Below are 21,429 nucleotides of genomic sequence, written 5' to 3' on the forward strand. Positions count from 1 at the left end.
GTTTCGGGTGGACGATTACCAGCAGTCGATACGCATTTTGTCCGATCGCATCGTGCTGGCGCAGACGCCTATACGCGTCCTGGATGCGGTGAAGTGGGACGAGAACATTCGTAAGGGTTTCCTGAAGGCCAAGGGCAAGGAAATGCCGGCGGTGGACCGCGATTACTACCTGAACCGGCCGCTGTCGTTCGATTCCAGCAAAGTGAAGCTGGAGTTCCAGAACATCGAGCGTGACATCACCCGCCAGCTCGGCCAGTTCAACCCGGTCGGCCAGATCATGCGGCGCATGTGCAAGGAATACCGGATGGTGGTGCGCATGCTTGAAGCGCGTGGCACCGAGGATTTCGGGCTGATTTCCCAAGAGTTGTACGGCGCGGCATCCGATGCGTTTCACGCGGGTGACCCGACCCTGTCCGACCTCGGCCTGATGCTCTCCGATTACCTGAACAACATCGATGGCCGTGGTGACCTCAAGGATGAACCGAAGATCCTTACCGCCAAGGACGCCGTGCATTTATTGCAAACCCGGCTGAGCAAAGTGTTTGGCGAGGCCGAGGAAACCATTCGGGTGTTCGAGTCTGACGGGATCGTCGCCGATGCCGCAGCGGGCGCGGACTACATCAAGATCCGCACCGACGCGATGTTCAACGAGCGTGACGTGCGCGCCCTCGAAGTCCATGAAGGGCTGGTGCATGTCGGCACTACGCTCAACGGTCTGAACCAACCGATCTGTACCTTCCTGTCCAAAGGTCCGCCCTCGTCGACGGTGACCCAGGAAGGCCTGGCGATCCTGATGGAAATCATCACCTTCGCCTCCTACCCGAGTCGCCTGCGCAAACTGACCAACCGCACCCGCGCCATTCACATGGTGGAGGAGGGCGCGGACTTCCTGCAGATCTTCGAGTTCTTCCGCGAACAGGGTTTTGAAATGGCGGAAAGCTACGGCAACGCCAGTCGGGTTTTCCGTGGTTCGGTGCCGAATGGTCTGCCATTTACCAAAGACTTGTCCTACCTCAAGGGCTTTATCATGGTTTACAACTACATTCAGTTGGCCGTGCGTAAGGGCAAGCTTGAGCAGATACCGCTGCTGTTTTGCGGCAAGACCACGCTGGAGGACATGCGCACCTTGCGCCAATTGGTCGATGAAGGGTTGGTGGTACCACCGAAGTATCTGCCTGAACAGTTCCGCGACATGAATGCGCTGTCGGCGTGGATGTGTTTCTCCAACTTCCTGAACCACCTGAGCCTGGACCGGATCGAAGCGGATTACTCCAATATTTTGTGAACAATGAACAACCCTGTGGGAGCGGGCTTGCCCGCGATAACGGACTACCATTCAACATCCTGTTGTCTGACCCACCGTCATCGCGAGCAAGCTCGCTCCCACAGGGTTTTGTGTTCCAACCCCCACTGACTGCGAGGTTTCAACGGATGAGAATCCTCGGCATCCTCTGCCTTCTCCTGACCCTCGGCGGTTGTAGCTCACTGCTGTTCTATCCCGAGCCGGGCCAGTTGTTCACCCCGGAAAAAGCCAAACTCGAATACCGCGATGTCACCCTCACCACCGCCGACGGCCTCAAGCTGCACGGTTGGTGGTTGCCGGCAAAAAAAGGCGTCGAGATCAAAGGCACGGTGCTGCACCTGCACGGCAACGGCGGCAATCTGCCCATGCACCTGGGCGGCAGCTGGTGGTTGCCGGAAGAGGGCTATCAGGTACTGCTGATCGATTATCGCGGTTACGGTTTGTCCGAAGGCGAACCGAGTTTGCCGGCGATCTATCAGGACATCGACGCCGCATTCAAGTGGCTCGACCAGGCGCCGGAGGTCAAAGGCAAACCGCTGATCCTGCTCGGCCAAAGCCTCGGTGGCTCCATGGCCGTGCATTACCTGGTTCAACACCCCGAACGCCAGAAACAGCTCAAGGCCTTTGTTCTCGACGGCGTGCCCGCCAGTTATCGCAGCATCGGCCAGTTCGCCCTGAGCAATTCCTGGCTGACCTGGGCGTTTCAGGTGCCGCTGTCGTGGCTGGTGCCGGACGGTGACAGCGCGATCCACTCCATGGCGCAGCTCAACGGCGTGCCGAAACTGATCTATCACAGCATCGACGATCCGATCGTGCCCCTTTCCAACGGCATCCGTCTGTATCAAGCTGCGCCGCCGCCGCGGGTGCTCCAACTGACTCGAGGCGGTCACGTGCAGACGTTTGCCGACCCGGTCTGGCGCAAAGTCATGCTGCGTTATCTCGATGACCCGCAGCATTTCAATGGCCTGCGCCGACTGGGTGAAATCCCCAATTACCCGGCACCCCCGAATTCAGAAGATGAACCACCAGAGAGCCCGCAATGAGTGAAGAACGTAACGCCATCCCACTGATCATCACCGGTATCTGCAGCATCCTCGGCACAGTCGGTGCCCTGTGGTGGTACGGCTACCTGCACTTCGCCAAGCCTGAGGATGCGTTGCTGCTCAACGAATTCACCATGCTCAAGACCGTGCCGGGCGAAGACTACAAAGTCTCCCTGGAACCGGCGGCGCAAGTGGCGCAGTGCATCGATGGCGTGCTGGTGCTGTTTGATACCGAACAGAAAGGCCTGAGCGGCGTGCTGATCAACGACCGGAAAAAAGCGGTGCGCTGCATGGGGCAGGAGACTCCGCAGAAGCTGGAGCAGTAACAATCAATGATTGGTCAATGATGAGCTTTTGTGGCTAGGGAGCTTGCTCCCGCTCGACTGCGCAGCAGTCGCAATCCAGTTGATTCAGTCAGGCTAATTGATTGGGGAAAGGTTCAGGGCCTGCTTCGCAGGCCAGCGGGAGCAAGCTCCCTCGCCACAGGGGCAGGTAGCCATCTATCGCCGTCAGCCCGACAAAAAAGCCCCGCCTGATCAGATCAGGCGGGGCTTTTTTTACCGCGGGAAGCTTAGTTCGAGCTAACGGCCGAACGCGGGATCACCGGCTGATTGTCATTGGAAATCGTCACTTCCACCCGACGGTTCATCGCCCGACCCGAAACGCTGCCGTTTTCAGCAACCGGGTATTCCTTGCCATAACCCTGGGCAACGATGCGCGCAGGATCAACGCCCATCTTCACCAGCGCCGTACGCACGGAACCGGCGCGACGCTCGGACAGCGACTGGTTGTGCGACGCCGTACCGGTGCTGTCGGTATAGCCTTCGACAATCGCCTTGCGGTCCGGATTCTCCTGAAGGAACTGCGCCAGCTTGTTGATGTTTACCAGACCGCTGGATTTCAGGTCGGCGCGGTCAGTGGCAAACAGCACATCACCGAAGGTCACCAGAGTACCTCGATCGGTCTGCTTGGCGTTCAGGCTGTCCTGCAACTGCTTGATCTGCTGATCGCGAGCATCGAGACGCGCCTGGGCACGTTGCGCGGCAGCGTTCTTCAGATTGGCTTCAGCGGTGCGCAGGGCGATGGTCTGCTTCGCCACTTCAACGCGCTGATTGGTCAGGTAGGCCAGTTGGTCGACGGTATGCTCGTCTTGCTTGTCCAGATAAGCCTTGTCGGCCTTGTCCAGGTAATCGCTGGCGTCTTTGGTTTCCAGCGCCGCGACTTTGCTCGCCTGCGGGTTGGCTTGCAGGCCGCTGTAGTTGGTGCGGGCCTGTTCCAGGTTCGCGTTAGGCGGCGTCGAGCAGGCGGCCAGTGCAACGCTTGCGGCCAACAGGGCAGGGATCATCAATTGTTTGCGATTCATGGTTTCGTCCTTTTAAGTCGAGAAAGAAGTACGTCGTGGCGGCGCTTATTGCACGGTGCGCTGGCTTTCCTGACGCAGTTCCTGAACCCCTTTCTGAGAGTCCTTTACAGCCTGTTCGGCCTTGATCGCCTGGGCTTTGCGTTCGGCGACACGAGCGTCCCACTCGGCCTGTTCGGCGAGCATTCTGGCTTCGTCATACTTTTTGTCGTGCATGGCGATTTCGGCTTGTTTGAGCTTGTCCTGGGCGGACTTCATCTCAACCGCGGCGAACTCGGTGCCGCCCGCGCTGACGGCGCTGTTCACGGCGGATTGGGTCACGGCGTATTGCTCGGTCGGCGGGTTACCGGCGCAACCGGCCAGAACAAAGCTGCTGCCGATCGCCAAGGCGGCCAGTTTCAGGCTACGCAGGTGGTTGAACGAGGACTTGGCAGTGCTGATTTTCATGGTCTTCAACTCCATTGGAATAACTCCTGAACAACTAAAAATCCATCCTGGGCAAGGAGCCGCAACCATCAAATTTCGAAGCGTTTTGAAACGGCCGTCCCAGGCGTGGTTACTGGTTACGACCCGAGGCATTTTTTAAAAGTTCAGAGAAGATGGCCTATCGCCGGAAAAAACTTTGACCGAACGGACAAGGCTCTAATTCGGGAACTTTGGCGATGTGCAGCGGTATTCCCGCACCTTCAGGGCCCGGGAACACGCAGTTGTGGAAGGACACTGCAACCCCTGTGGGAGCGAGACCGGCTTGCCGGCGATGGCGGAGTGTCAGGCAATAGAAATGTTGAATGTCAGACCGTTATCGCCGGCAAGCCGGTCTCGCTCCCACAGGTTTATAGGGGTTGAATCAGTGCTTCTGCTTGTCTTCGCTGGACGACAAATCATGCAAATGACGACGGGACAACGCGAGAAAACGCGGAGTCGGACCGACGTCTTCGTACAGTGGATCGCCTTCTTCATCGGTGGCGACGATGGTTGAGCCCTTCACGTACGGAAAGCTCTTTTCCAGCTCTTCCAGCGCAGCGCCGATCAGTTCGCCGAGCAGTTCTTCGGGGTGCCGCTTGGGGTACATCTCGATGATCGCCGCCAGTCGTGCGGCGGCCTCCACATCCAGATGAATCGCGTAGCCGGTGTCGGTCAGGCGACCCTTGGCGTTTTCTTCCCAGTGATGGGCAAGCTCGCGGATTTTCATAAAAACCTCATTGCGCGCCTGCTCGTGGCAGGCAGGGTAAGTCTCCGGCCATGGCCGGCGAAAGCCGTTGTACGGCTTACTCTTCAGACTAGCTCGCGGGCCCGAGGTTTAAAGTCCCTTCGTCGTCTGCTTGTAAGAAGCGCTTTAGGGCGGCACTCTTAAACCACGAAGCACACCGGATTTTTCGCTGGAGAACGGCTGATGACCGATATTGATGCACGCTTGCGCGAGGACGTTCACCTGTTGGGTGAGCTGTTGGGCAACACCATTCGTGAGCAGTACGGGGACGGTTTTCTCGACAAGATCGAGCAGATCCGTAAAGGCGCCAAGGCCGACCGTCGCGGTTCGATGGACGCGGAGCTGAGCGCCAGCCTCAACCAGTTGAGCGAAGACGAGTTGCTGCCGGTGGCGCGGGCGTTCAACCAGTTTCTCAACCTCGCCAACATCGCCGAGCAATATCAGCTGATTCACCGCCGCGAAGAATCGCAGCCCGCGCCGTTCGAAGCGCGTGTGCTGCCCGAATTGCTCGCGCGCCTGCTTGCCGAAGGCCACGGTGCCGAGTCCCTGGCGCGGCAATTGGGGCGACTGCAAATCGAGCTGGTGTTGACCGCTCACCCGACCGAAGTGGCGCGCCGTACGCTGATCCAGAAATACGACGCCATCGCCGCGCAACTCGCCGCTCAGGACCATCGCGACCTGACCAGCGCCGAGCGCGAGCAGATCCACGTAAAGCTCCAGCGCCTGATCGCCGAAGCCTGGCACACCGAAGAAATCCGCCGCACCCGCCCGACGCCCGTGGACGAGGCCAAATGGGGTTTCGCGGTGATCGAGCATTCGCTGTGGCAAGCAATCCCGAACTATTTGCGCAAGGCCGATAAAGCCCTGCATGACGCCACCGGCCTACATTTGCCGCTGGAGGCCGCGCCGATTCGCTTTGCGTCGTGGATGGGCGGCGACCGCGACGGCAACCCCAACGTGACGGCTGCCGTGACACGTGAAGTGTTGCTGCTGGCGCGCTGGATGGCCGCTGATTTGTACGTGCGCGATGTCGATCACCTCGCCGCTGAGCTGTCGATGCAGCAGGCCAGCGACGCGCTGAAAGCCAAGGCCGGTGACAGCGCCGAACCCTATCGCGCCGTCCTTAAACAGTTGCGTGAACGCCTGCGCGCCACCCGTAACTGGGCGCATGCCGCCTTGACGACCGCGACGCCGGCGCCCGCCGATGTGCTGCAAAACAATCGCGACCTGCTCGATCCGCTGGAGCTCTGCTACCAGTCGCTGCATGAGTGCGGCATGGGCGTGATCGCCGATGGGCCGTTGCTTGATTGCCTGCGTCGTGCGGTGACGTTCGGCTTGTTCCTGGTGCGTCTCGATGTGCGGCAGGACTCGTCGCGGCACTCGGCGGCGATGACTGAAATCACCGATTACCTTGGCCTTGGTCGCTACGAAGACTGGAGCGAAGAGGAGCGCATCGCCTTCCTGATGCGTGAGCTGAACAACCGTCGGCCGTTGCTGCCGGCTTACTTCAAGCCTTCTGCCGACACCGCTGAAGTGTTGGCGACGTGCCGGGAAATCGCCGCCGCGCCGGGCGCTTCGCTCGGTTCGTACGTTATTTCCATGGCCGGCGCCGCTTCCGATGTGCTCGCTGTGCAACTGCTGCTTAAAGAGTCTGGGGTGTTGCGGCCGATGCGCGTGGTGCCGCTGTTCGAAACCCTCGCCGACCTGGACAACGCCGGCCCGGTGATCGAAAAGCTGTTGCTGCTGCCGGGTTATCGCGCGCGCCTGCAAGGACCGCAGGAAGTGATGATCGGTTACTCCGACTCGGCCAAGGACGCCGGCACCACTGCGGCGGCCTGGGCGCAGTACCGGGCGCAGGAGCGTCTGGTCGATATTTGCCGCGAGCAGCAAGTCGAGTTGCTGTTGTTCCACGGTCGCGGTGGCACCGTGGGCCGTGGCGGCGGCCCGGCGCACGCGGCGATCCTGTCGCAGCCACCGGGGTCGGTGGCGGGGCGTTTCCGCACCACCGAGCAGGGGGAAATGATTCGTTTCAAATTCGGACTGCCGGACATCGCCGAGCAAAACCTCAATCTGTACCTCGCGGCTGTGCTGGAAGCGACTTTGCTGCCGCCTCCACCACCGGAACCCGCCTGGCGCCACTTGATGGACGAATTGGCGGCCGACGGTGTCGGCGCTTACCGCGCCGTGGTGCGGGAAAATCCGCAATTCGTCGAGTATTTCCGCCAATCCACCCCGGAGCAGGAGTTGGGACGCCTGCCGTTGGGCAGCCGTCCGGCCAAACGCCGGGCCGGCGGGATCGAAAGCCTGCGGGCAATTCCATGGATCTTCGGCTGGACTCAGACACGCCTGATGCTGCCGGCCTGGCTCGGCTGGGAAGCGGCGCTGAGCAAGGCGCTGGAGCGTGGCGAAGGGGAGTTGCTGGGGCAGATGCGTGAGCAATGGCCGTTCTTCCGCACGCGCATTGACATGCTGGAAATGGTCCTGGCCAAGGCCGACGCCGATATTGCCCGTTCCTACGATGAGCGGTTGGTCGAGCCCGATCTGCTGCCTTTGGGTGCGCATTTACGCGACCTATTGTCGCAGGCCTGTTCAGTTGTCCTGGGGTTGACCGGTCAGTCGCAGCTACTGGCACATAGCCCAGACACCCTCGAATTTATCCGCTTGCGCAACACCTACCTCGACCCGCTTCATCTATTGCAGGCCGAGTTGCTGGCGCGTTCGCGACAGCAGGAAGTGGCACAGGGCAGCCCGGTAGAACAGGCGTTGCTGGTGTCTGTGGCGGGGATTGCCGCCGGTTTGCGAAATACCGGCTAAGGTTTTTGTCGTGGGTTCGGGCACTCGACGCGGGCGTTGAGTGCCGGTTTGCGCAGGGCTGGAAAGTGCTGCCAGGCGACAGTTAATGATGGGGTTGCGACTTGGGGTACCCCGTCGCAGGGTCACGCAAGGTGCGGGTTTCTCCGACTTTCGGCGGCTTGTGTGCGTAGGATCTGCTGTGTATCTTGATCAGCCTTTGGCCGTTTGGGCGGTCACGACCCTGTTTTTGAGATTGGCCCCACGAGGCGAATCCGTTGTTATCTATATAAAAAATTGAGGAGCACATCGATGCGCGTCATTCTGCTGGGAGCTCCCGGGGCCGGTAAAGGTACTCAGGCTAAGTTCATCACCGAAAAGTTCGGCATCCCGCAAATCTCCACCGGCGACATGCTGCGTGCCGCGGTCAAGGCCGGCACCGAGCTGGGCCTGATCGCCAAGAGCGTGATGGACAGCGGTGGTCTGGTTTCCGATGACCTGATCATCAATCTGGTCAAGGAACGCATCAGCCAGGCGGATTGCGCCAACGGTTTCCTGTTCGACGGTTTCCCGCGCACCATTCCTCAGGCTGAAGCCCTGGTGAAGGCCGGCGTCGAGCTGGACCACGTTGTGGAAATCGACGTCAAGGACGAAGACATCGTTCAGCGTATCGCCGGTCGTCGCGTTCACGAGGCCAGCGGTCGCGTGTACCACATCGTCTACAACCCGCCGAAAGTTGCCGGTAAAGACGACGTCACCGGTGACGAGCTGGTGCAGCGCAAGGACGATACCGAAGAAACCGTGCGTCATCGTCTTTCGGTTTACCACGCTCAGACCGAGCCACTGGTGAAGTTTTACCAGGAGCTGTCTGCCGCTCAGGGTAAACCGCAGTACAGTCACATCGAAGGTGTTGGCTCGGTTGAAGCGATCACCGGCAAGGTGCTTGAAGCGCTGCGCTGAAAAAACGCTTCATCTTCTACGGCCCGCTTGCGGGCCGTAGTTGTTTATACTGGCGCACTTTTTTCTGACCTCTCTTACGGAAACATCGATGAGCACCTTGCTGGCCCTGGACACCGCGACTGAAGCTTGCTCCGTTGCCTTGCTGCATAACGGCAAAGTCACGAGCCATTACGAGGTGATCCCGCGCCTGCATGCGCAGAAGCTGTTGCCGATGATCCAGCAATTGCTCGCCGATGCCGGGACCACCCTGCAAGCGGTCGATGCGATTGCCTTTGGCCGTGGGCCGGGCGCGTTCACCGGCGTGCGGATTGCCATTGGCGTGGTGCAAGGCCTGGCGTTTGCGCTGGATCGCCCGGTGTTGCCGGTGTCGAACCTGGCAGTGCTGGCGCAGCGGGCGTATCGCGAACACGGCGTGAGCCAGGTCGCGGCGGCCATCGATGCGCGGATGGATGAAGTGTATTGGGGTTGCTACCGCGAAACGGCGGGGGAGATGCGACTGGTCGGCAACGAAGCCGTATTGCCGCCGGAAGTGGCGGCATTGCCGGCCGATGCCAGCGGTGAGTGGTTTGGCGCGGGCACCGGTTGGGGGTATGCCGAGCGCATTGCCGTCAACCTGACGGGGCAGGATGCGGGCATGTTGCCTCACGCCGAAGACCTGCTGACCCTGGCGCGATTTGCCTGGGCGCGTGGTGAAGCGATTGTGGCGGATGAGGCGCAGCCGGTTTATCTGCGCGACAAGGTTGCGACGCCGAAAGCGCGTTGATCCGCATTGCTTTTGTGGCGAGGGAGCTTGCTCCCGCTGGGCTGCGAAGCAGCCCCAATTGTAGGCAGGTACACCGCGCAGCCTGATTTGCGTCTGCTTCGCAGCCGAGCGGGAGCAAGCTCCCTCGCCACAATGAATATCCAACGCCTGCCAATCGTCGTTTTCTAACCCCCGCTTTTAAACCTTTTCGCTTTTCTGTGTTCTAGTTATCACTCGGCGGTTTGCGAAGTGGGTTATGTGCCACTAGACTGCCATCATCGATACCGAGCATGACTTTATGCGTATAGACGGCCTTTCCTCTCAGTCCTACCCCATCAAGCGCAAGCCTCGCAAAGGGCATGTGGTTGAGGACGAATCCGTCGATATCGAGGGTGAGCTGGAATTCCCTTCCGAAGAGCAACTGGCCGCCCGCGCCGCCAAAGCCTCCGCGCAGCGCCTGAGCAATCTCCCCGCGCGTCAACAAGACATGATTTACCACCGCGCCATGAGCAAAAGCGTCGCGATGGCCCTGGCCAGCTACCTCAGCACGGCCGGTTTTGTCGATTGGGATTCGGATGTGATGGGTCTCGACCTGTACATCTGATGCGACTGCCTTACTACCTAGGCTGCCCGTCCTGGAGTGAAAACGCCTGGCGCGATTTTCTCTATCCGCAAGACGCGAAACCCTCCGATTTTCTAAATCTTTATTCTCAAGTATTCAACGCCGTGGAAGGCAACACGACCTTCTACGCGAGCCCGGCTGCCAGCACCGTGCAGCGCTGGGCCGAGACCATGCCCGAACACTTTCGCTTCACCGCCAAATTCCCCGGCGACATCAGCCACGGCGGTGACTTGCGTGAACAACTGACCGCCACAGAAACCTTCCTGCAATTGCTCAGCCCGTTGGGCGAACGGGTTTCGCCGCTGTGGCTGCAATTGTCGAAAAGCTTCACACCCCAACGATTGCACGAGCTGGCGGGTTTTATTGACGCGGTGGACCGGCCTTTGGCCATCGAAGTACGACACGACGATTTCTTCGCCAAGGGTGATGCCGAGCGCTCGCTTAATCGTCTGCTGCTGGATCGCGGCGTCGAACGTATCTGCCTCGATCCGCGCGCGCTTTTCAGCTGCACGTCGACCGATCCGTCGGTTCTCCATGCCCAATCCAAGAAACCCAGGGTTCCGCCCCGTCCCGCGGCGTTCACTCAGTTCCCGCAAGTGCGCTTCATCGGCCATCCGCAGCTGGAAGCCAACGATCCGTTCCTGGTGCCCTGGGTCGAGAAAATCGCCCTGTGGATCGAAGAGGGCCGCACGCCGTATATCTTCCTGCACACCGCCGACAATCTGTTGGCCGCAAAACTGGCGCAACGTTTTCACGCAAAACTGATGCTGCGTTTGCCTGGCTTGCCGCCGCTGCCTGAGCTATACAGAGAGCCCGCCGCCGAGCAACTTGGCCTGCTCTGAGGCGGATTCCCTGCCTTTTTCAGGAGCCTGCCAATGGATGCGCAAACCCTTCGAGCCCAGGCGTTCAAAGCGCTGCATGAACGCGACGGCGCTTTTGTCATTCCCAACCCGTGGGACGCCGGCTCGGCGAAGATGCTCGCGAGCCTGGGCTTCGAGGCGCTGGCGACCACCAGTGCCGGTTATGCCTTTTCCAACGCACGCCCGGATGGCGGATTGACGCTGGAAGATACGCTGGCGAACGTTCGGGCGATTGTCGCGGCTACCGATCTGCCGGTGGCGGTCGATCTGGAAAACGGTTTTGCCGACGATCCGGTCGAGTGTGCGCAAAGTATTTTGCGAGCCGCCGCAGCAGGCGCCGTGGGTGGTTCGATCGAAGACGCCACGGGTCGCGCAGAGGCTCCGATCTACTGCTTCGAGCATGCGGTGGCACGGATCGAAGCCGCTGTCGCCGCCGCTCGCAGTTTGCCGTTCCCCTTCATGCTGACGGCCCGGGCCGAGAACTTCCTGCATGGCAATCCCGATCTGGACGACACCATTCGCCGCTTGCAGGCCTTCGCCGAAGCAGGCGCCGACGTGCTGTATGCGCCGGGTCTGCGCAGCGCTGAAGACGTATTGGCGGTGGTCCGCGCCGTGGCGCCCAAACCGGTGAACGTGTTGATGTCTGGCGGGCTCAAACTGACGGTCGAGCAGTTGAGCGAAATGGGCGTCAAACGCATAAGCGTCGGCTCGGCACTGGCCCTGGCTGCGTATGGCGAATTCTTCCGGGCGGCCGAAGAGATCAAGACCGCGGGCACCTTCAGCTTTACGTCGCGGTCAATGCCGTACGCGCAGGCCAATCAATTGTTCAAAGGCTGACAATGCGGTTTTTGCGGGTGCTGCTGGTGTTGGTGGTGATGCTCGGTGTGGCGGGCGTGAGCGTCTGGCGCGGCTGGATCTCGCTGCCGCCGCAGTGGAACCCGTGGGCGCCGCTGGACGTCAAGGCCGAACCGAACCTGTTGACCCGCTACAAACTGATGCGGCTGCGCGATGACCCGCAATTGTGCGAGCAAGCCCTGAGCAGTTCCGGATTGCGCGTCGCCCCTCAAGCCGACAGCCCTGACGCAAAGTGTCCGTTGGACGACGCCTTGCGCGTGCAGGGCGGCGACGTCGCCCTGAGCAGCAGTTTCCTCGCCAGTTGCCGCCTGGCGGTGTCGTTTGCCCTGTTCGAGCATCACGCGTTGCAACCTGCGGCGCAGGCGGTGTATGGGCAAGCGGTCACCCGCGTCGACCATCTGGGGAGCTTTGCTTGTCGCAATGTTTACGGCCGTGAGAATGGCAGACTCAGCCAGCATGCCACGGCGAACGCGCTGGATATCGCCGGTTTTCGCCTCGCCGACGGCCGATCGATCAGCGTGCTCAAGGATTGGCCGAAGGATAATCAGGACGCACGGTTTTTACGTCAGGTCCGCGACGGCGCCTGCGACGTGTTCAGTGTGGTGTTGGGCCCGGACTACAACGCCGCCCATCGCAATCATTTTCACGTGGATGTCGGGCCGTGGTGGGTGTGTCGCTGAGGGGCTGTTATTGAAGATCAGGCGGCGATGCGCAGGTTCTGCAGAACGATCGGTCGCGCCCAGCCGATGTCGAAATCAAAGTTCTTCTGTTGTTCCGCGAGCTCTTCGGCCGGGAACGGCGGGAATGGCTTGTCCAGCAGGTCCATTTCGAATTCGGCGATTGGCAGGTGCAATGGACGCGGTTGCGGCGCCGGGCCGGCTTCTGGCACGGGTTGACCCGCGGTCAGCACGATCGGGCGAACCCAGCCGCTTTCGAAGTCCTGCTGTTTCTGCTGAGCGACGATTTCTTCTGCCGGGAACGGTGGGAACGGTTTGTCTGCCAGGTCCATGTCGAACTCGGCAATCGGCAGGAACAGTGGCTCGGGTGGCTTGACCTGGGTTTCCTTCACATCGCATTCACGCTGGGAAACAATGTGCGCCAGCAGCTCGCTGCCAATCGTAGGCTCGACCGGGCTCTCGAGATCGACCGCTGGAAAATCGAGAGAAGCCGGCACGACATCGCCCGACTGATCGGCCAGGGCCTGGGCAAAAAAATCCTGCCACAGGTGACTGACGCCGCTCAGTGCTTGGGAGTTTCGCAGGCCAAAATCGCCGTGGGGCGAGATGTAACCTATCGATGTGCGTTGAATGTCTGACATTTCTCTCGGTCGACGCTCAGCTCTGGCAAAATGCTCGTTAGTTTTGTTATCGGCCGTTTTTGCCGATCATTAATTTTTTGAGCGTGTTTTCCCATGATTGAGCAACCGGCGGCTTGCCGCATCCATGTCGAGGCCCTGGGCACGGCTTTTCAGCCACAGGCCGAGCAATGGGCCGAACGCCTGGGCCTGCCGTTGCAGGTGACCGATGGCGAGTTTGCCTTGCAGGTGGGTGAGCAGGGTTTGCAGTTGCAACAGCTGGGGCCGGACGCGCCGGGGCCGGTGCGGGTGGACTTCGTCGAGGGTGGCGCGGCTCATCGCCGGTTGTTCGGCGGTGGCACCGGTCAGATGATCGCCAAGGCTGTTGGCATCGCGCAGGGCGTGCGTCCGCGGGTGCTGGACGCCACGGCGGGGCTGGGCAAGGATGCGTTCGTGCTGGCGAGCCTGGGTTGCGAGATGAGCCTGATCGAACGCCAGCCGTTGATAGGTGCGTTGCTTGAGGATGGTTTGGCACGCGGTGCGGAAGATTTCGACGTGGCGTCGATTGTGGCGCGCATGCGTTTGCTCAAGGGCAACTCGATCGAGGTCATGCGCAACTGGGAGGGCGAGCCGCCGCAGGTGATCTACCTCGATCCGATGTTTCCCCACCGTGAGAAAACCGCGCTGGTGAAGAAGGAAATGCGCCTGTTCCGGCCGTTGGTGGGGGATGACCCGGATGCGCCCGCGTTGCTGGAGGCCGCGTTGGCATTGGCCAGCCATCGGGTGGTGGTGAAGCGTCCGCGCAAGGCGCCGTGCATTGCGGGGCCGAAGCCGAGTCATGCGCTGGACGGGAAATCCAGTCGGTATGACATTTATCCGAAGAAGGCGCTCAAGCCTTAAAACCGCGTCGATCGCCTTTGCGGGCAAGCCTCGCTCCTACAGGGTTTGCGTGTTCGCAGATGTTGAACACGACAAATATCCTGTAGGAGCGAGGCTTGCCCGCGAAGGCGTCCGCCAAAACACTGTCAAACGATCAGGCTGTCTCTGGCCGATAAGCCCGCATAAACAACCCCACCACTTCCCGCACATGTTCCTCGGCCGCATCCCCGGTCAACGGCTCACCACAGCCATACAACAAGCGAAAATTCCCCGCGCCCTTGAGCAGGCAAAAGAAATGCTCCGCCGCGTTACGGGGCTTGTCGATGCTCAACGCACCGCTCTGATCCACCTTGCTCAGCAACCGCTCCATGCCATGCAGCATGCGCTCCGGTCCGGCTTCGAAGAAGATTTGCGAGAGCTTCGGGTCCTGGCTGCCCAGCGTCATCATCAACCGGTGCAGGTTGACCGATTCATCGCTGTTGATCAGGTGATGAAAACCGCGCGCGATGTTCAGCAGCACCGTTTCCACTGAAATGCCGTCGGGCAATTCGAAAAACAGCGTAGGTAATTGCTCTTCGCACTTGGCCATCACCGCGGCGGAGAACAGCGTCTCCTTGTCGTTGAAATGGCTGTAGACGGTCAGCTTCGACACGCCAGCTTCAGCCGCGACGGCGTCCATGCTGGTGCTCGCATAACCATTGCTCAGAAACAGGATTTTCGCCGCATCGAGGATCGCCTGGCGTTTGGCCAGATCCTTGGGGCGGCCCGGACCATTGGGTGCTGAAAGATTGTTCGGCATATTCGTTTTTAATACTGGACTGGTGAGTTTGCTATTAATAACATACTAGTCAGTATAATTATTCCAAGCACCATTAGCGAAAGGTCCTTCACCATGTTCCGCTATGCCTTGCCCCTCGCATTGCCAGTCAGTCTGGCGTTTTTATTGTCTGCGTGTGGTCACGAAGAGGCGCCGCAAGTCACTGTTCGACCGGCCATGGTCGTGCAGCCAGAGCCTTCGGCCCAGGCGATGGAAAGCTATCCCGGTGAAGTCCGTGCTCGCTACGAACCGGACCTGGCCTTCCGCATTGGCGGCAAAGTCAGCCGACGACTGGTCGAAGAAGGGCAGCGGGTCAAGGCCGACCAGCCTTTGGCAGAACTCGATCCCCAGGACGTGCGCCTGCAACTGGAAGCTACCCGCGCCCAGGTCGCGGCGGCCGAAGCCAATCTCAATCTCGTACGCGCCGAGCGTGATCGCTACAAGACCCTGATGGATCGTCAGATGGTCAGCCGTTCCCAGTACGACAATTCTGAAAACCTCTACAGATCCGGTGAAGCGCGCCTGAAGCAGATCAAGGCCGAGTTCAACGTCTCTACCAACCAGGCCAGCTACGCCGTATTGCGCGCGCCTCAGGACGGCGTCGTGGCCAAGCGCGCGGTGGAAGTCGGGCAAGTCGTCGCCGCCGGGCAAACCGTGTTTACCCTCGCCACCGATGGCGAACGCGAAGTGCTGATCAGCCTGCCGGAACAGAGCTTCGGTCGTTTCAAGGTCGGTCAGCCGGTGTCGGTGGAACTCTGGACCCAACCCGATCAACGATTCGCCGGACGCATCCGTGAGCTGTCACCTGCCGCCGATCCAAAGTCCCGCACCTTCGCCGCCCGCATCGCATTCACTGCCGGCAAAGTCCCGGCCGAACTCGGCCAGAGCGCCCGGGTATTCATCCAGACCGCCGATGTGGTGTCGCTATCGGTGCCGCTGTCGGCCCTCACCGCAGAAAACGGTGCCACCTACGTGTGGGTCCTGGGCGCCAACAACACCCTGAAAAAAGCCCCGGTCCGGGTCGGTGCATTCGGCGAGAAAACCGTGCCGGTGCTCGAAGGCCTGAACGCAAGCGACTGGGTGGTGGCGGCCGGTGTCCATGTGCTTCATGACGGGCAGCAAGTGCGCCCGGTGGATCGCTCCAACCGCGTGGTCAATCTGGCGGACAAGGAGTAATCCCCGATGGGTTTCAATCTTTCCGAATGGGCGCTGCGTAATCGCCAGATCGTACTGTTCCTGATGCTGTTGCTGGCGATTGTCGGCGCGCTTTCCTACACCAAGCTCGGACAAAGCGAAGACCCGCCGTTCACCTTCAAGGCCATGGTGATCCGAACCAACTGGCCGGGGGCCACCGCCGAGGAAGTGTCGCGCCAGGTCAGCGAGCGAATTGAAAAGAAACTGATGGAAACCGGCGAGTACGAGCGCATCGTCTCGTTCTCCCGACCGGGTGAATCCCAGGTGACGTTCGTTGCGCGTGACTCCATGCACTCGGTGGAGATTCCGGACCTCTGGTATCAGGTCCGCAAGAAGATCAGCGACATTCGTCATACCTTGCCACCGGGTATTCAGGGGCCTTTTTTCAACGATGAATTCGGCACCACGTTCGGCAATATCTATGCGCTGACCGGCGACGGTTTTGATTACGCGGTACTCAAGGACTACGCCGACCGCATCCAGATTCAGCTGCAACGGGTCAAGGATGTGGGCAAGGTCGACCTGCTCGGGTTGCAGGACGAGAAGATCTGGATCGAACTTTCCAACGTCAAACTCGCCACCCTCGGCTTGCCGTTGGCGGCGGTGCAGCAGGCGCTTGAAGAGCAGAACGCGATGTCCACGGCCGGCTTCTTTGAAACCACCAGCGAGCGATTGCAGCTACGGGTTTCAGGGAATTTTCAGACGGTAGAAGAGATCAAGAACTTCCCGATCCGCGTTGGTGATCGTACGTTTCGTATCTCCGATGTCGCGAACGTTCGTCGCGGTTTCAACGATCCACCGGCGCCACGCATGCGCTTCATGGCGGAAGACGCCATCGGCCTGGCCGTGGCGATGAAGGACGGTGGCGACATTCTGGTGCTGGGCAAGGCGCTGGAAATCGAGTTCGCCAGAATCCAGAAAAACCTTCCGGCCGGCATGCAACTGCGCAAGGTTTCCGACCAGCCGGCTGCGGTAAAAACCGGCGTGGGTGAATTCGTTCAGGTGTTGGTGGAAGCGCTGGCGATTGTGTTGCTGGTGAGTTTCTTCTCCCTCGGTGTGCGCACCGGTATGGTGGTCGCGCTGGCCATTCCGCTGGTGCTGGCCATGACCTTCGCCTGTATGTATTACCTCGGCATCGGCCTGCACAAGATTTCCCTCGGTGCGCTGGTGCTGGCGTTGGGCTTGCTGGTGGACGACGCGATCATCGCCGTGGAAATGATGGCGATCAAAATGGAGCAGGGCTTCGACCGCATCAAAGCCGCGAGTTACGCCTGGACCAGCACCGCGTTCCCGATGCTCACCGGTACGCTGATCACCGCCGCCGGGTTCCTGCCGATTGCCACCGCGCAATCGGGCACCGGCGAATACACCCGTTCGATTTTTCAGGTAGTGACTATCGCGCTGCTGGCATCGTGGATTGCGGCCGTGGTTTTCGTGCCGTATCTGGGGGAGAAACTCCTGCCGGATCTGGCGAAGATTCACGCGGCGAAACACGGCACTGGACAACCGGACCCTTACGCCACACCGTTCTATGAGCGTGTCAGACGTCTGGTGGAATGGTGCGTGCGCTGGCGCAAGACGGTAATCGCGCTGACGGTGGTGTTGTTCATTGCCTCCATCGTGTTGTTCCGTTTTGTGCCGCAACAGTTCTTCCCGGCCTCGGGGCGACTGGAATTGATGGTCGATCTGAAACTCGCCGAAGGCGCTTCGCTGAGCAACACCGCCGACGAGGTTAAACGCCTTGAAGGTTTGCTGAAGGACCACGCCGGCATCGACAACTACGTGGCCTACGTCGGCACCGGTTCGCCGCGCTTCTATCTGCCGCTGGATCAGCAACTGCCGGCGGCGAGCTTCGCCCAGTTTGTCGTCCTGGCCAAGACCATCGAAGACCGCGAAACCCTGCGTACCTGGCTGATCGAAACCCTCAACGAACAGTTCCCGGCCCTGCGTTCGCGGGTGACGCGTCTTGAAAACGGCCCGCCGGTTGGCTATCCGGTGCAGTTCCGGGTCACCGGCGAACACATCGAGGAAGTCCGCGCCCTGGCCCGCAAGGTGGCGGCCAAGGTTCGCGAAAATCCCCACGTGGCCAACGTCCATCTGGACTGGGAAGAGCCGAGCAAAGTCGTTTATCTGAACGTCGATCAGGACCGCGCGCGAGCGCTGGGTGTAAGCACTGCGAACCTGTCGAAGTTTCTGCAAAGCTCGCTGACCGGTTCCAGCGTCAGCCAGTACCGCGAAGACAACGAGTTGATCGAAATCCTCCTGCGCGGCACGTTGCATGAACGCACCGAGCTGTCGTTGCTGCCAAGCCTGGCGGTGCCGACTGACAACGGCCGCAGCGTCGCGCTGTCGCAAATCGCGACGCTGGAATACGGCTTTGAAGAAGGCATCATCTGGCACCGCAACCGCTTGCCGAACGTGACGATTCGCGCCGACATCTACGGCAAGGAACAACCAGCGACGCTGGTGCAGCAGATCATGCCGACGCTCGATCCTGTTCGCGCTGAGCTGCCTGATGGTTACTTGCTGGAAGTCGGCGGGACTGTGGAGGACTCGGCCCGCGGCCAGAACTCGGTGAAAGCCGGTGTGCCGCTGTTCATTGTAGTGGTGCTGACGTTGCTGATGCTGCAACTGCGCAGTTTCTCACGCACGGTGATGGTGTTTCTGACAGCGCCATTGGGATTGATCGGCGTGACCCTGTTCCTGATGGTGTTCCGCCAGCCATTTGGTTTTGTGGCCATGCTCGGGACCATCGCGCTGTCCGGGATGATCATGCGTAACTCGGTGATTCTGGTGGACCAGATCGAACAGGACATCGCCGCCGGGCTCAAGCCCTGGCAGGCGATCATCGAGGCCACGGTGCGTCGTTTCCGGCCGATCGTGCTGACCGCGCTCGCCGCCGTATTGGCGATGATCCCGCTGTCACGCAGCGTGTTCTTCGGGCCAATGGCGGTAGCGATCATGGGGGGCCTGATTGTGGCGACGGCGTTGACGCTGCTGTTTTTGCCGGCGCTGTATGCGGCTTGGTTCCGCATCAAGAAAGAACCCGCCTGACCTTTGTTGGATTCAAAGACGCCTTCGCGGGCAAGCCTCGCTCCTACAGGTTTTGAGTCGACCGCATAATTTGCGAACGACATATCCCCTGTAGGAGCGAGGCTTGCCCGCGAAGGCGTTCTCGGCTCCTACAAGTATTTCAGAAACCTCTGATATTGAGTCAGAGGGACCTGAATGCTGTACTCAAGCCTCAGTTTCATGAGGTTTTGAGACAGCAATAATGAAGAAGCCACCGAAGCTGAAGGGGCGGACCGATCCGGTGTTCGACCTGTTGGGGAAGTTTCCCCATAAAGAGCGCCTCTCGGATTACCTCGCCCTCCTTAAGCCGCTGGATGATCAAGGGCGCTATCGACCTTTTGACGAATTGCGCCACCGCTGGGCGCCGGGACTGGATTCGAGCCTGTGCTGGGCGCTGGTAAAGAAAGCCCGGACTGCTCAGTACTCAAGCCTTTTGCCACTGGGCGAACCGCTTCAGTGGGGCAACTTCGTACTCACACCGCTGGCGCAGAAAGCGATCTCCGCCGTCGATCGACAAGCGACGACGGCTGCGCTGGAGTTCATGACCAGTCAGATCGGCGAGCACGCGCATTTCAGTTATCTGCTCAACGATCTGATCGAAGACGAAGCGATCAGCAGCAGTCAACTCGAAGGCGCGGCCACGACTACGCGGGTGGCCAAGGACATGCTCAAGCGCAAACGCCTGCCACGCACGCCGGACGAGCGAATGGTGATCGGCAATTACAAGATGATGAACTTCGCCTGGGAAAAGCGTTATGAAGCCCTGAGCGTCGAACTGATTTCGGCCATGCACCGGGTGGGCGTCGAGGGCATCGATGATGCGCAATATTCGCCGGGGCAGTTCAGGGACAACGATGACGTGGTGGTGCAGGACGGCGAGGGCAACACCGTGCACACACCACCGCCCGCCGCAGGGCTGGTGTCACGATTGCGCGTGTTGTCGACGTGGATCAACCAGCCTCACAATGATCCCGAACAACGTGAGTACCTTCATCCTCTGATCAAGGGCATCGCGCTGCATTTTGCGCTGGGTTACGAGCACCCTTTTCGCGATGGCAATGGCCGGGTCGCGCGGGCGCTGTTTTACTGGTTCATGTTCAAGAATGACTTCTCGGCCTTTCGCTACATTGCGATCAGCATTTTGCTACGCAACGCGCCGGTGAAATACGGACGGTCGTATCTGAACACTGAAGCTGATGACCTTGATCTGACGTATTTCATCGACTTTCAGTGTGCGGTCATCCTGCGGGCTGTCAGGGGTTTTACCGAGGCTTATCGGAAAAGTCTGGTGTATGCCGACAGCTTTGATCGCTGGTTGTTGGCGTCCGGTTTTTTCGACCGATTGACCGAGAAGCAACGGGCCTTGTTCCAGGTGGCCAAGAGCGGGATGGCCAAGGAATTTACGGCGGTCAATGTGAAGGAAAATCTGGACTGCTCTTACAACACTGCTTCGGCCACCCTGAACGGGTTGGTTGAGTTGAACGTGTTCGAGAAGAGGAAGATGGGGCGCGAGTGGGTGTTCTTCTTGCGGGTCGCATCGACAAATGAGTTCCTGTGGGAGCGAGCCTTTGTGGTGAGGGGATTTATCCCCGTTGGGACGCGAAGCGTCCCCTGCACTTTAAAGCCCAACCGCCTGTGATGAATTGACGACTGCTTCGCAGCCGAACGGGGATAAATCCCCTCGCCACAGGGCTAGCCCCCACAGAATTTGTGTTGAGGCTTACAGCGTACCAAACACCTTCTTCGCCAGACTGGTCGCTGCCGCAGCAGGGTTCTTGCGAATGGTTTCTTCCTGTTTGCCGATCATCTCGAACAGCCCGTTCAGTGCCTGTTCGGTGACGTAGCTTTCGATGTTGGCATTTTTTGTATCGATCACGCCCATGGTCGCGGCTTGGCCGGCGAACGAGTTGTACTGCTTGGCCAGACCGACCTGGTCGGTGGCTTGCTTGACGATTGGCAGGAACTTGGCGCGGATCTGTTCGCGGCTGGATTTGTTCAGGTATTGGGTAGCCGAATCGTTGCCGCCGCTGAGAATCCCTTTGGCATCCTCCACGCTCATTTTCTTCACCGCATCCACAAGAATTGGCTGGGCCTGGGTCACAGCGGTTTCCGCCGCTTTGTTCATGCTGGTTTCCAGTTGATCAACCTGGTCGCCCATGCCGAACTGTTTCATTTTGCTGGCGACCTTGCCCAGCTTGCCCGGCAGTTCGATTTTCACGTCCGGGTTGTTGCTGAACCCGCCCGGTGTACCGAGCTGTTTCACGGCCAGTTGCGCACCTTGGGTCAGGGCATCCTTGAGGCCGCCGGTGGCGTCTTTTTGCGACAGGTCACTGAGCGACAGCGCCATGGCGCTGGCGGAAATCATCAAGCCTGCGCAGAGGCCGGCGAAGCGAAGGGTAGGGCGGAACATGGCGGCTTCCTTGTTCAT

At 60.0% G+C, this 21,429-nt stretch carries 20 protein-coding genes; 14 read left to right on the forward strand and 6 right to left on the reverse strand.

The genetic code is table 11. The features are described 5' to 3' along the window. The first annotated feature begins 7 nt into the window (after window positions 1-7). The 3 genes from KJF94_RS02365 to KJF94_RS02375 all read left to right on the forward strand — a co-directional run bounded on the left by KJF94_RS02365 (window position 8) and on the right by KJF94_RS02375 (window position 2,672). Entirely contained in the window at window positions 8-1,285 is a 1,278-nt protein-coding gene (locus KJF94_RS02365; RefSeq protein ID WP_214380909.1) for a flavohemoglobin expression-modulating QEGLA motif protein, read from the forward strand. 146 nt (window positions 1,286-1,431) lie between these two features. Then, on the forward strand, window positions 1,432-2,346 hold the full coding sequence (locus tag KJF94_RS02370) for an alpha/beta hydrolase (RefSeq protein WP_214380910.1): 915 nt from the start codon (window positions 1,432-1,434) through the stop codon (window positions 2,344-2,346). After that, window positions 2,343-2,672 carry a PA3694 family proteiin gene (locus KJF94_RS02375; protein WP_214380911.1) on the forward strand — a complete coding sequence of 110 codons (330 nt, stop codon included), beginning with the start codon at window positions 2,343-2,345 and terminating at the stop codon, window positions 2,670-2,672. The genes KJF94_RS02370 and KJF94_RS02375 overlap by 4 nt, the downstream gene beginning before the upstream one ends. Window positions 2,673-2,917: 245 nt before the next feature. Here the strand turns inward: KJF94_RS02375 and lptF are convergent, their stop codons facing one another. The 3 genes from lptF to KJF94_RS02390 all read right to left on the reverse strand — a co-directional run bounded on the left by lptF (window position 2,918) and on the right by KJF94_RS02390 (window position 4,898). Then, complete coding sequence (lptF, locus tag KJF94_RS02380) at window positions 2,918-3,709, reverse strand: lipotoxin F family OmpA-related lipoprotein LptF (protein WP_214380912.1); 792 nt, start codon at window positions 3,707-3,709, stop codon at window positions 2,918-2,920. Window positions 3,710-3,754: 45 nt separating this feature from the next. After that, entirely contained in the window at window positions 3,755-4,168 is a 414-nt protein-coding gene (locus tag KJF94_RS02385; protein ID WP_214380913.1) for a DUF4398 domain-containing protein, read from the reverse strand. A 385-nt stretch (window positions 4,169-4,553) separates the two neighbouring features. Next, window positions 4,554-4,898 carry a pilin assembly protein gene (locus KJF94_RS02390; RefSeq protein ID WP_214380914.1) on the reverse strand — a complete coding sequence of 115 codons (345 nt, stop codon included), beginning with the start codon at window positions 4,896-4,898 and terminating at the stop codon, window positions 4,554-4,556. A gap of 201 nt (window positions 4,899-5,099) precedes the next feature. Between KJF94_RS02390 and ppc the strand changes: the two genes are divergently transcribed. From ppc to KJF94_RS02425, 7 genes are all read left to right on the forward strand, one after another. After that, window positions 5,100-7,730 (forward strand): phosphoenolpyruvate carboxylase, encoded by a 2,631-nt coding sequence (gene ppc, locus KJF94_RS02395; RefSeq protein WP_214380915.1) that lies wholly within the window; start codon window positions 5,100-5,102, stop codon window positions 7,728-7,730. Between the two features lie 288 nt (window positions 7,731-8,018). After that, the gene (gene adk, locus KJF94_RS02400; RefSeq protein WP_214380917.1) at window positions 8,019-8,666 is read left to right on the forward strand and encodes an adenylate kinase; all 648 of its coding nucleotides are present in this window, start codon (window positions 8,019-8,021) and stop codon (window positions 8,664-8,666) included. An 88-nt stretch (window positions 8,667-8,754) separates the two neighbouring features. Next, a complete protein-coding gene (gene tsaB / locus KJF94_RS02405) occupies window positions 8,755-9,429 on the forward strand; it encodes a tRNA (adenosine(37)-N6)-threonylcarbamoyltransferase complex dimerization subunit type 1 TsaB (RefSeq protein ID WP_214380919.1) in 675 nt (224 codons plus the stop codon). Window positions 9,430-9,706: 277 nt separating this feature from the next. Beyond that, on the forward strand, window positions 9,707-10,012 hold the full coding sequence (locus tag KJF94_RS02410; RefSeq protein WP_084321938.1) for a hypothetical protein: 306 nt from the start codon (window positions 9,707-9,709) through the stop codon (window positions 10,010-10,012). Further along, entirely contained in the window at window positions 10,012-10,872 is an 861-nt protein-coding gene (locus KJF94_RS02415; RefSeq protein ID WP_214380921.1) for a DUF72 domain-containing protein, read from the forward strand. Before KJF94_RS02410 ends, KJF94_RS02415 begins: the two co-directional genes overlap by 1 nt. 33 nt (window positions 10,873-10,905) lie before the next feature. Further along, on the forward strand, window positions 10,906-11,727 hold the full coding sequence (locus tag KJF94_RS02420) for an isocitrate lyase/PEP mutase family protein (RefSeq protein WP_214380923.1): 822 nt from the start codon (window positions 10,906-10,908) through the stop codon (window positions 11,725-11,727). 2 nt (window positions 11,728-11,729) lie between these two features. Beyond that, complete coding sequence (locus tag KJF94_RS02425) at window positions 11,730-12,425, forward strand: extensin-like domain-containing protein (RefSeq protein ID WP_214380925.1); 696 nt, start codon at window positions 11,730-11,732, stop codon at window positions 12,423-12,425. Between the two features lie 17 nt (window positions 12,426-12,442). Here KJF94_RS02425 and KJF94_RS02430 read toward each other — a convergent pair whose 3' ends face one another. Further along, a complete protein-coding gene (locus tag KJF94_RS02430) occupies window positions 12,443-13,063 on the reverse strand; it encodes an energy transducer TonB (protein WP_214380927.1) in 621 nt (206 codons plus the stop codon). A 93-nt stretch (window positions 13,064-13,156) separates the two neighbouring features. Between KJF94_RS02430 and KJF94_RS02435 the strand changes: the two genes are divergently transcribed. After that, window positions 13,157-13,939 (forward strand): class I SAM-dependent methyltransferase, encoded by a 783-nt coding sequence (locus tag KJF94_RS02435; RefSeq protein ID WP_017336679.1) that lies wholly within the window; start codon window positions 13,157-13,159, stop codon window positions 13,937-13,939. 133 nt (window positions 13,940-14,072) lie between these two features. Here the strand turns inward: KJF94_RS02435 and KJF94_RS02440 are convergent, their stop codons facing one another. Continuing rightward, window positions 14,073-14,717 (reverse strand): TetR/AcrR family transcriptional regulator, encoded by a 645-nt coding sequence (locus KJF94_RS02440; protein WP_214380928.1) that lies wholly within the window; start codon window positions 14,715-14,717, stop codon window positions 14,073-14,075. Between the two features lie 93 nt (window positions 14,718-14,810). On the opposite strand from KJF94_RS02440, the gene KJF94_RS02445 reads away from it, so the two are divergent. From KJF94_RS02445 to KJF94_RS02455, 3 genes are all read left to right on the forward strand, one after another. Next, the gene (locus tag KJF94_RS02445; protein WP_214380930.1) at window positions 14,811-15,911 is read left to right on the forward strand and encodes an efflux RND transporter periplasmic adaptor subunit; all 1,101 of its coding nucleotides are present in this window, start codon (window positions 14,811-14,813) and stop codon (window positions 15,909-15,911) included. Between the two features lie 6 nt (window positions 15,912-15,917). After that, the gene (locus tag KJF94_RS02450) at window positions 15,918-18,983 is read left to right on the forward strand and encodes an efflux RND transporter permease subunit (RefSeq protein ID WP_214380931.1); all 3,066 of its coding nucleotides are present in this window, start codon (window positions 15,918-15,920) and stop codon (window positions 18,981-18,983) included. A gap of 220 nt (window positions 18,984-19,203) precedes the next feature. After that, complete coding sequence (locus KJF94_RS02455) at window positions 19,204-20,640, forward strand: Fic family protein (protein ID WP_250548214.1); 1,437 nt, start codon at window positions 19,204-19,206, stop codon at window positions 20,638-20,640. 81 nt (window positions 20,641-20,721) lie between these two features. On the opposite strand, the gene KJF94_RS02460 is transcribed toward KJF94_RS02455, so the two are convergent. Next, on the reverse strand, window positions 20,722-21,411 hold the full coding sequence (locus tag KJF94_RS02460; RefSeq protein ID WP_214380933.1) for a DUF4197 domain-containing protein: 690 nt from the start codon (window positions 21,409-21,411) through the stop codon (window positions 20,722-20,724). Between the last annotated feature and the right edge of the window lie 18 nt (window positions 21,412-21,429).

The sequence above is a fragment of the Pseudomonas hormoni genome (assembly GCF_018502625.1).
GTDB classification, from domain to species: domain Bacteria; phylum Pseudomonadota; class Gammaproteobacteria; order Pseudomonadales; family Pseudomonadaceae; genus Aquipseudomonas; species Aquipseudomonas hormoni.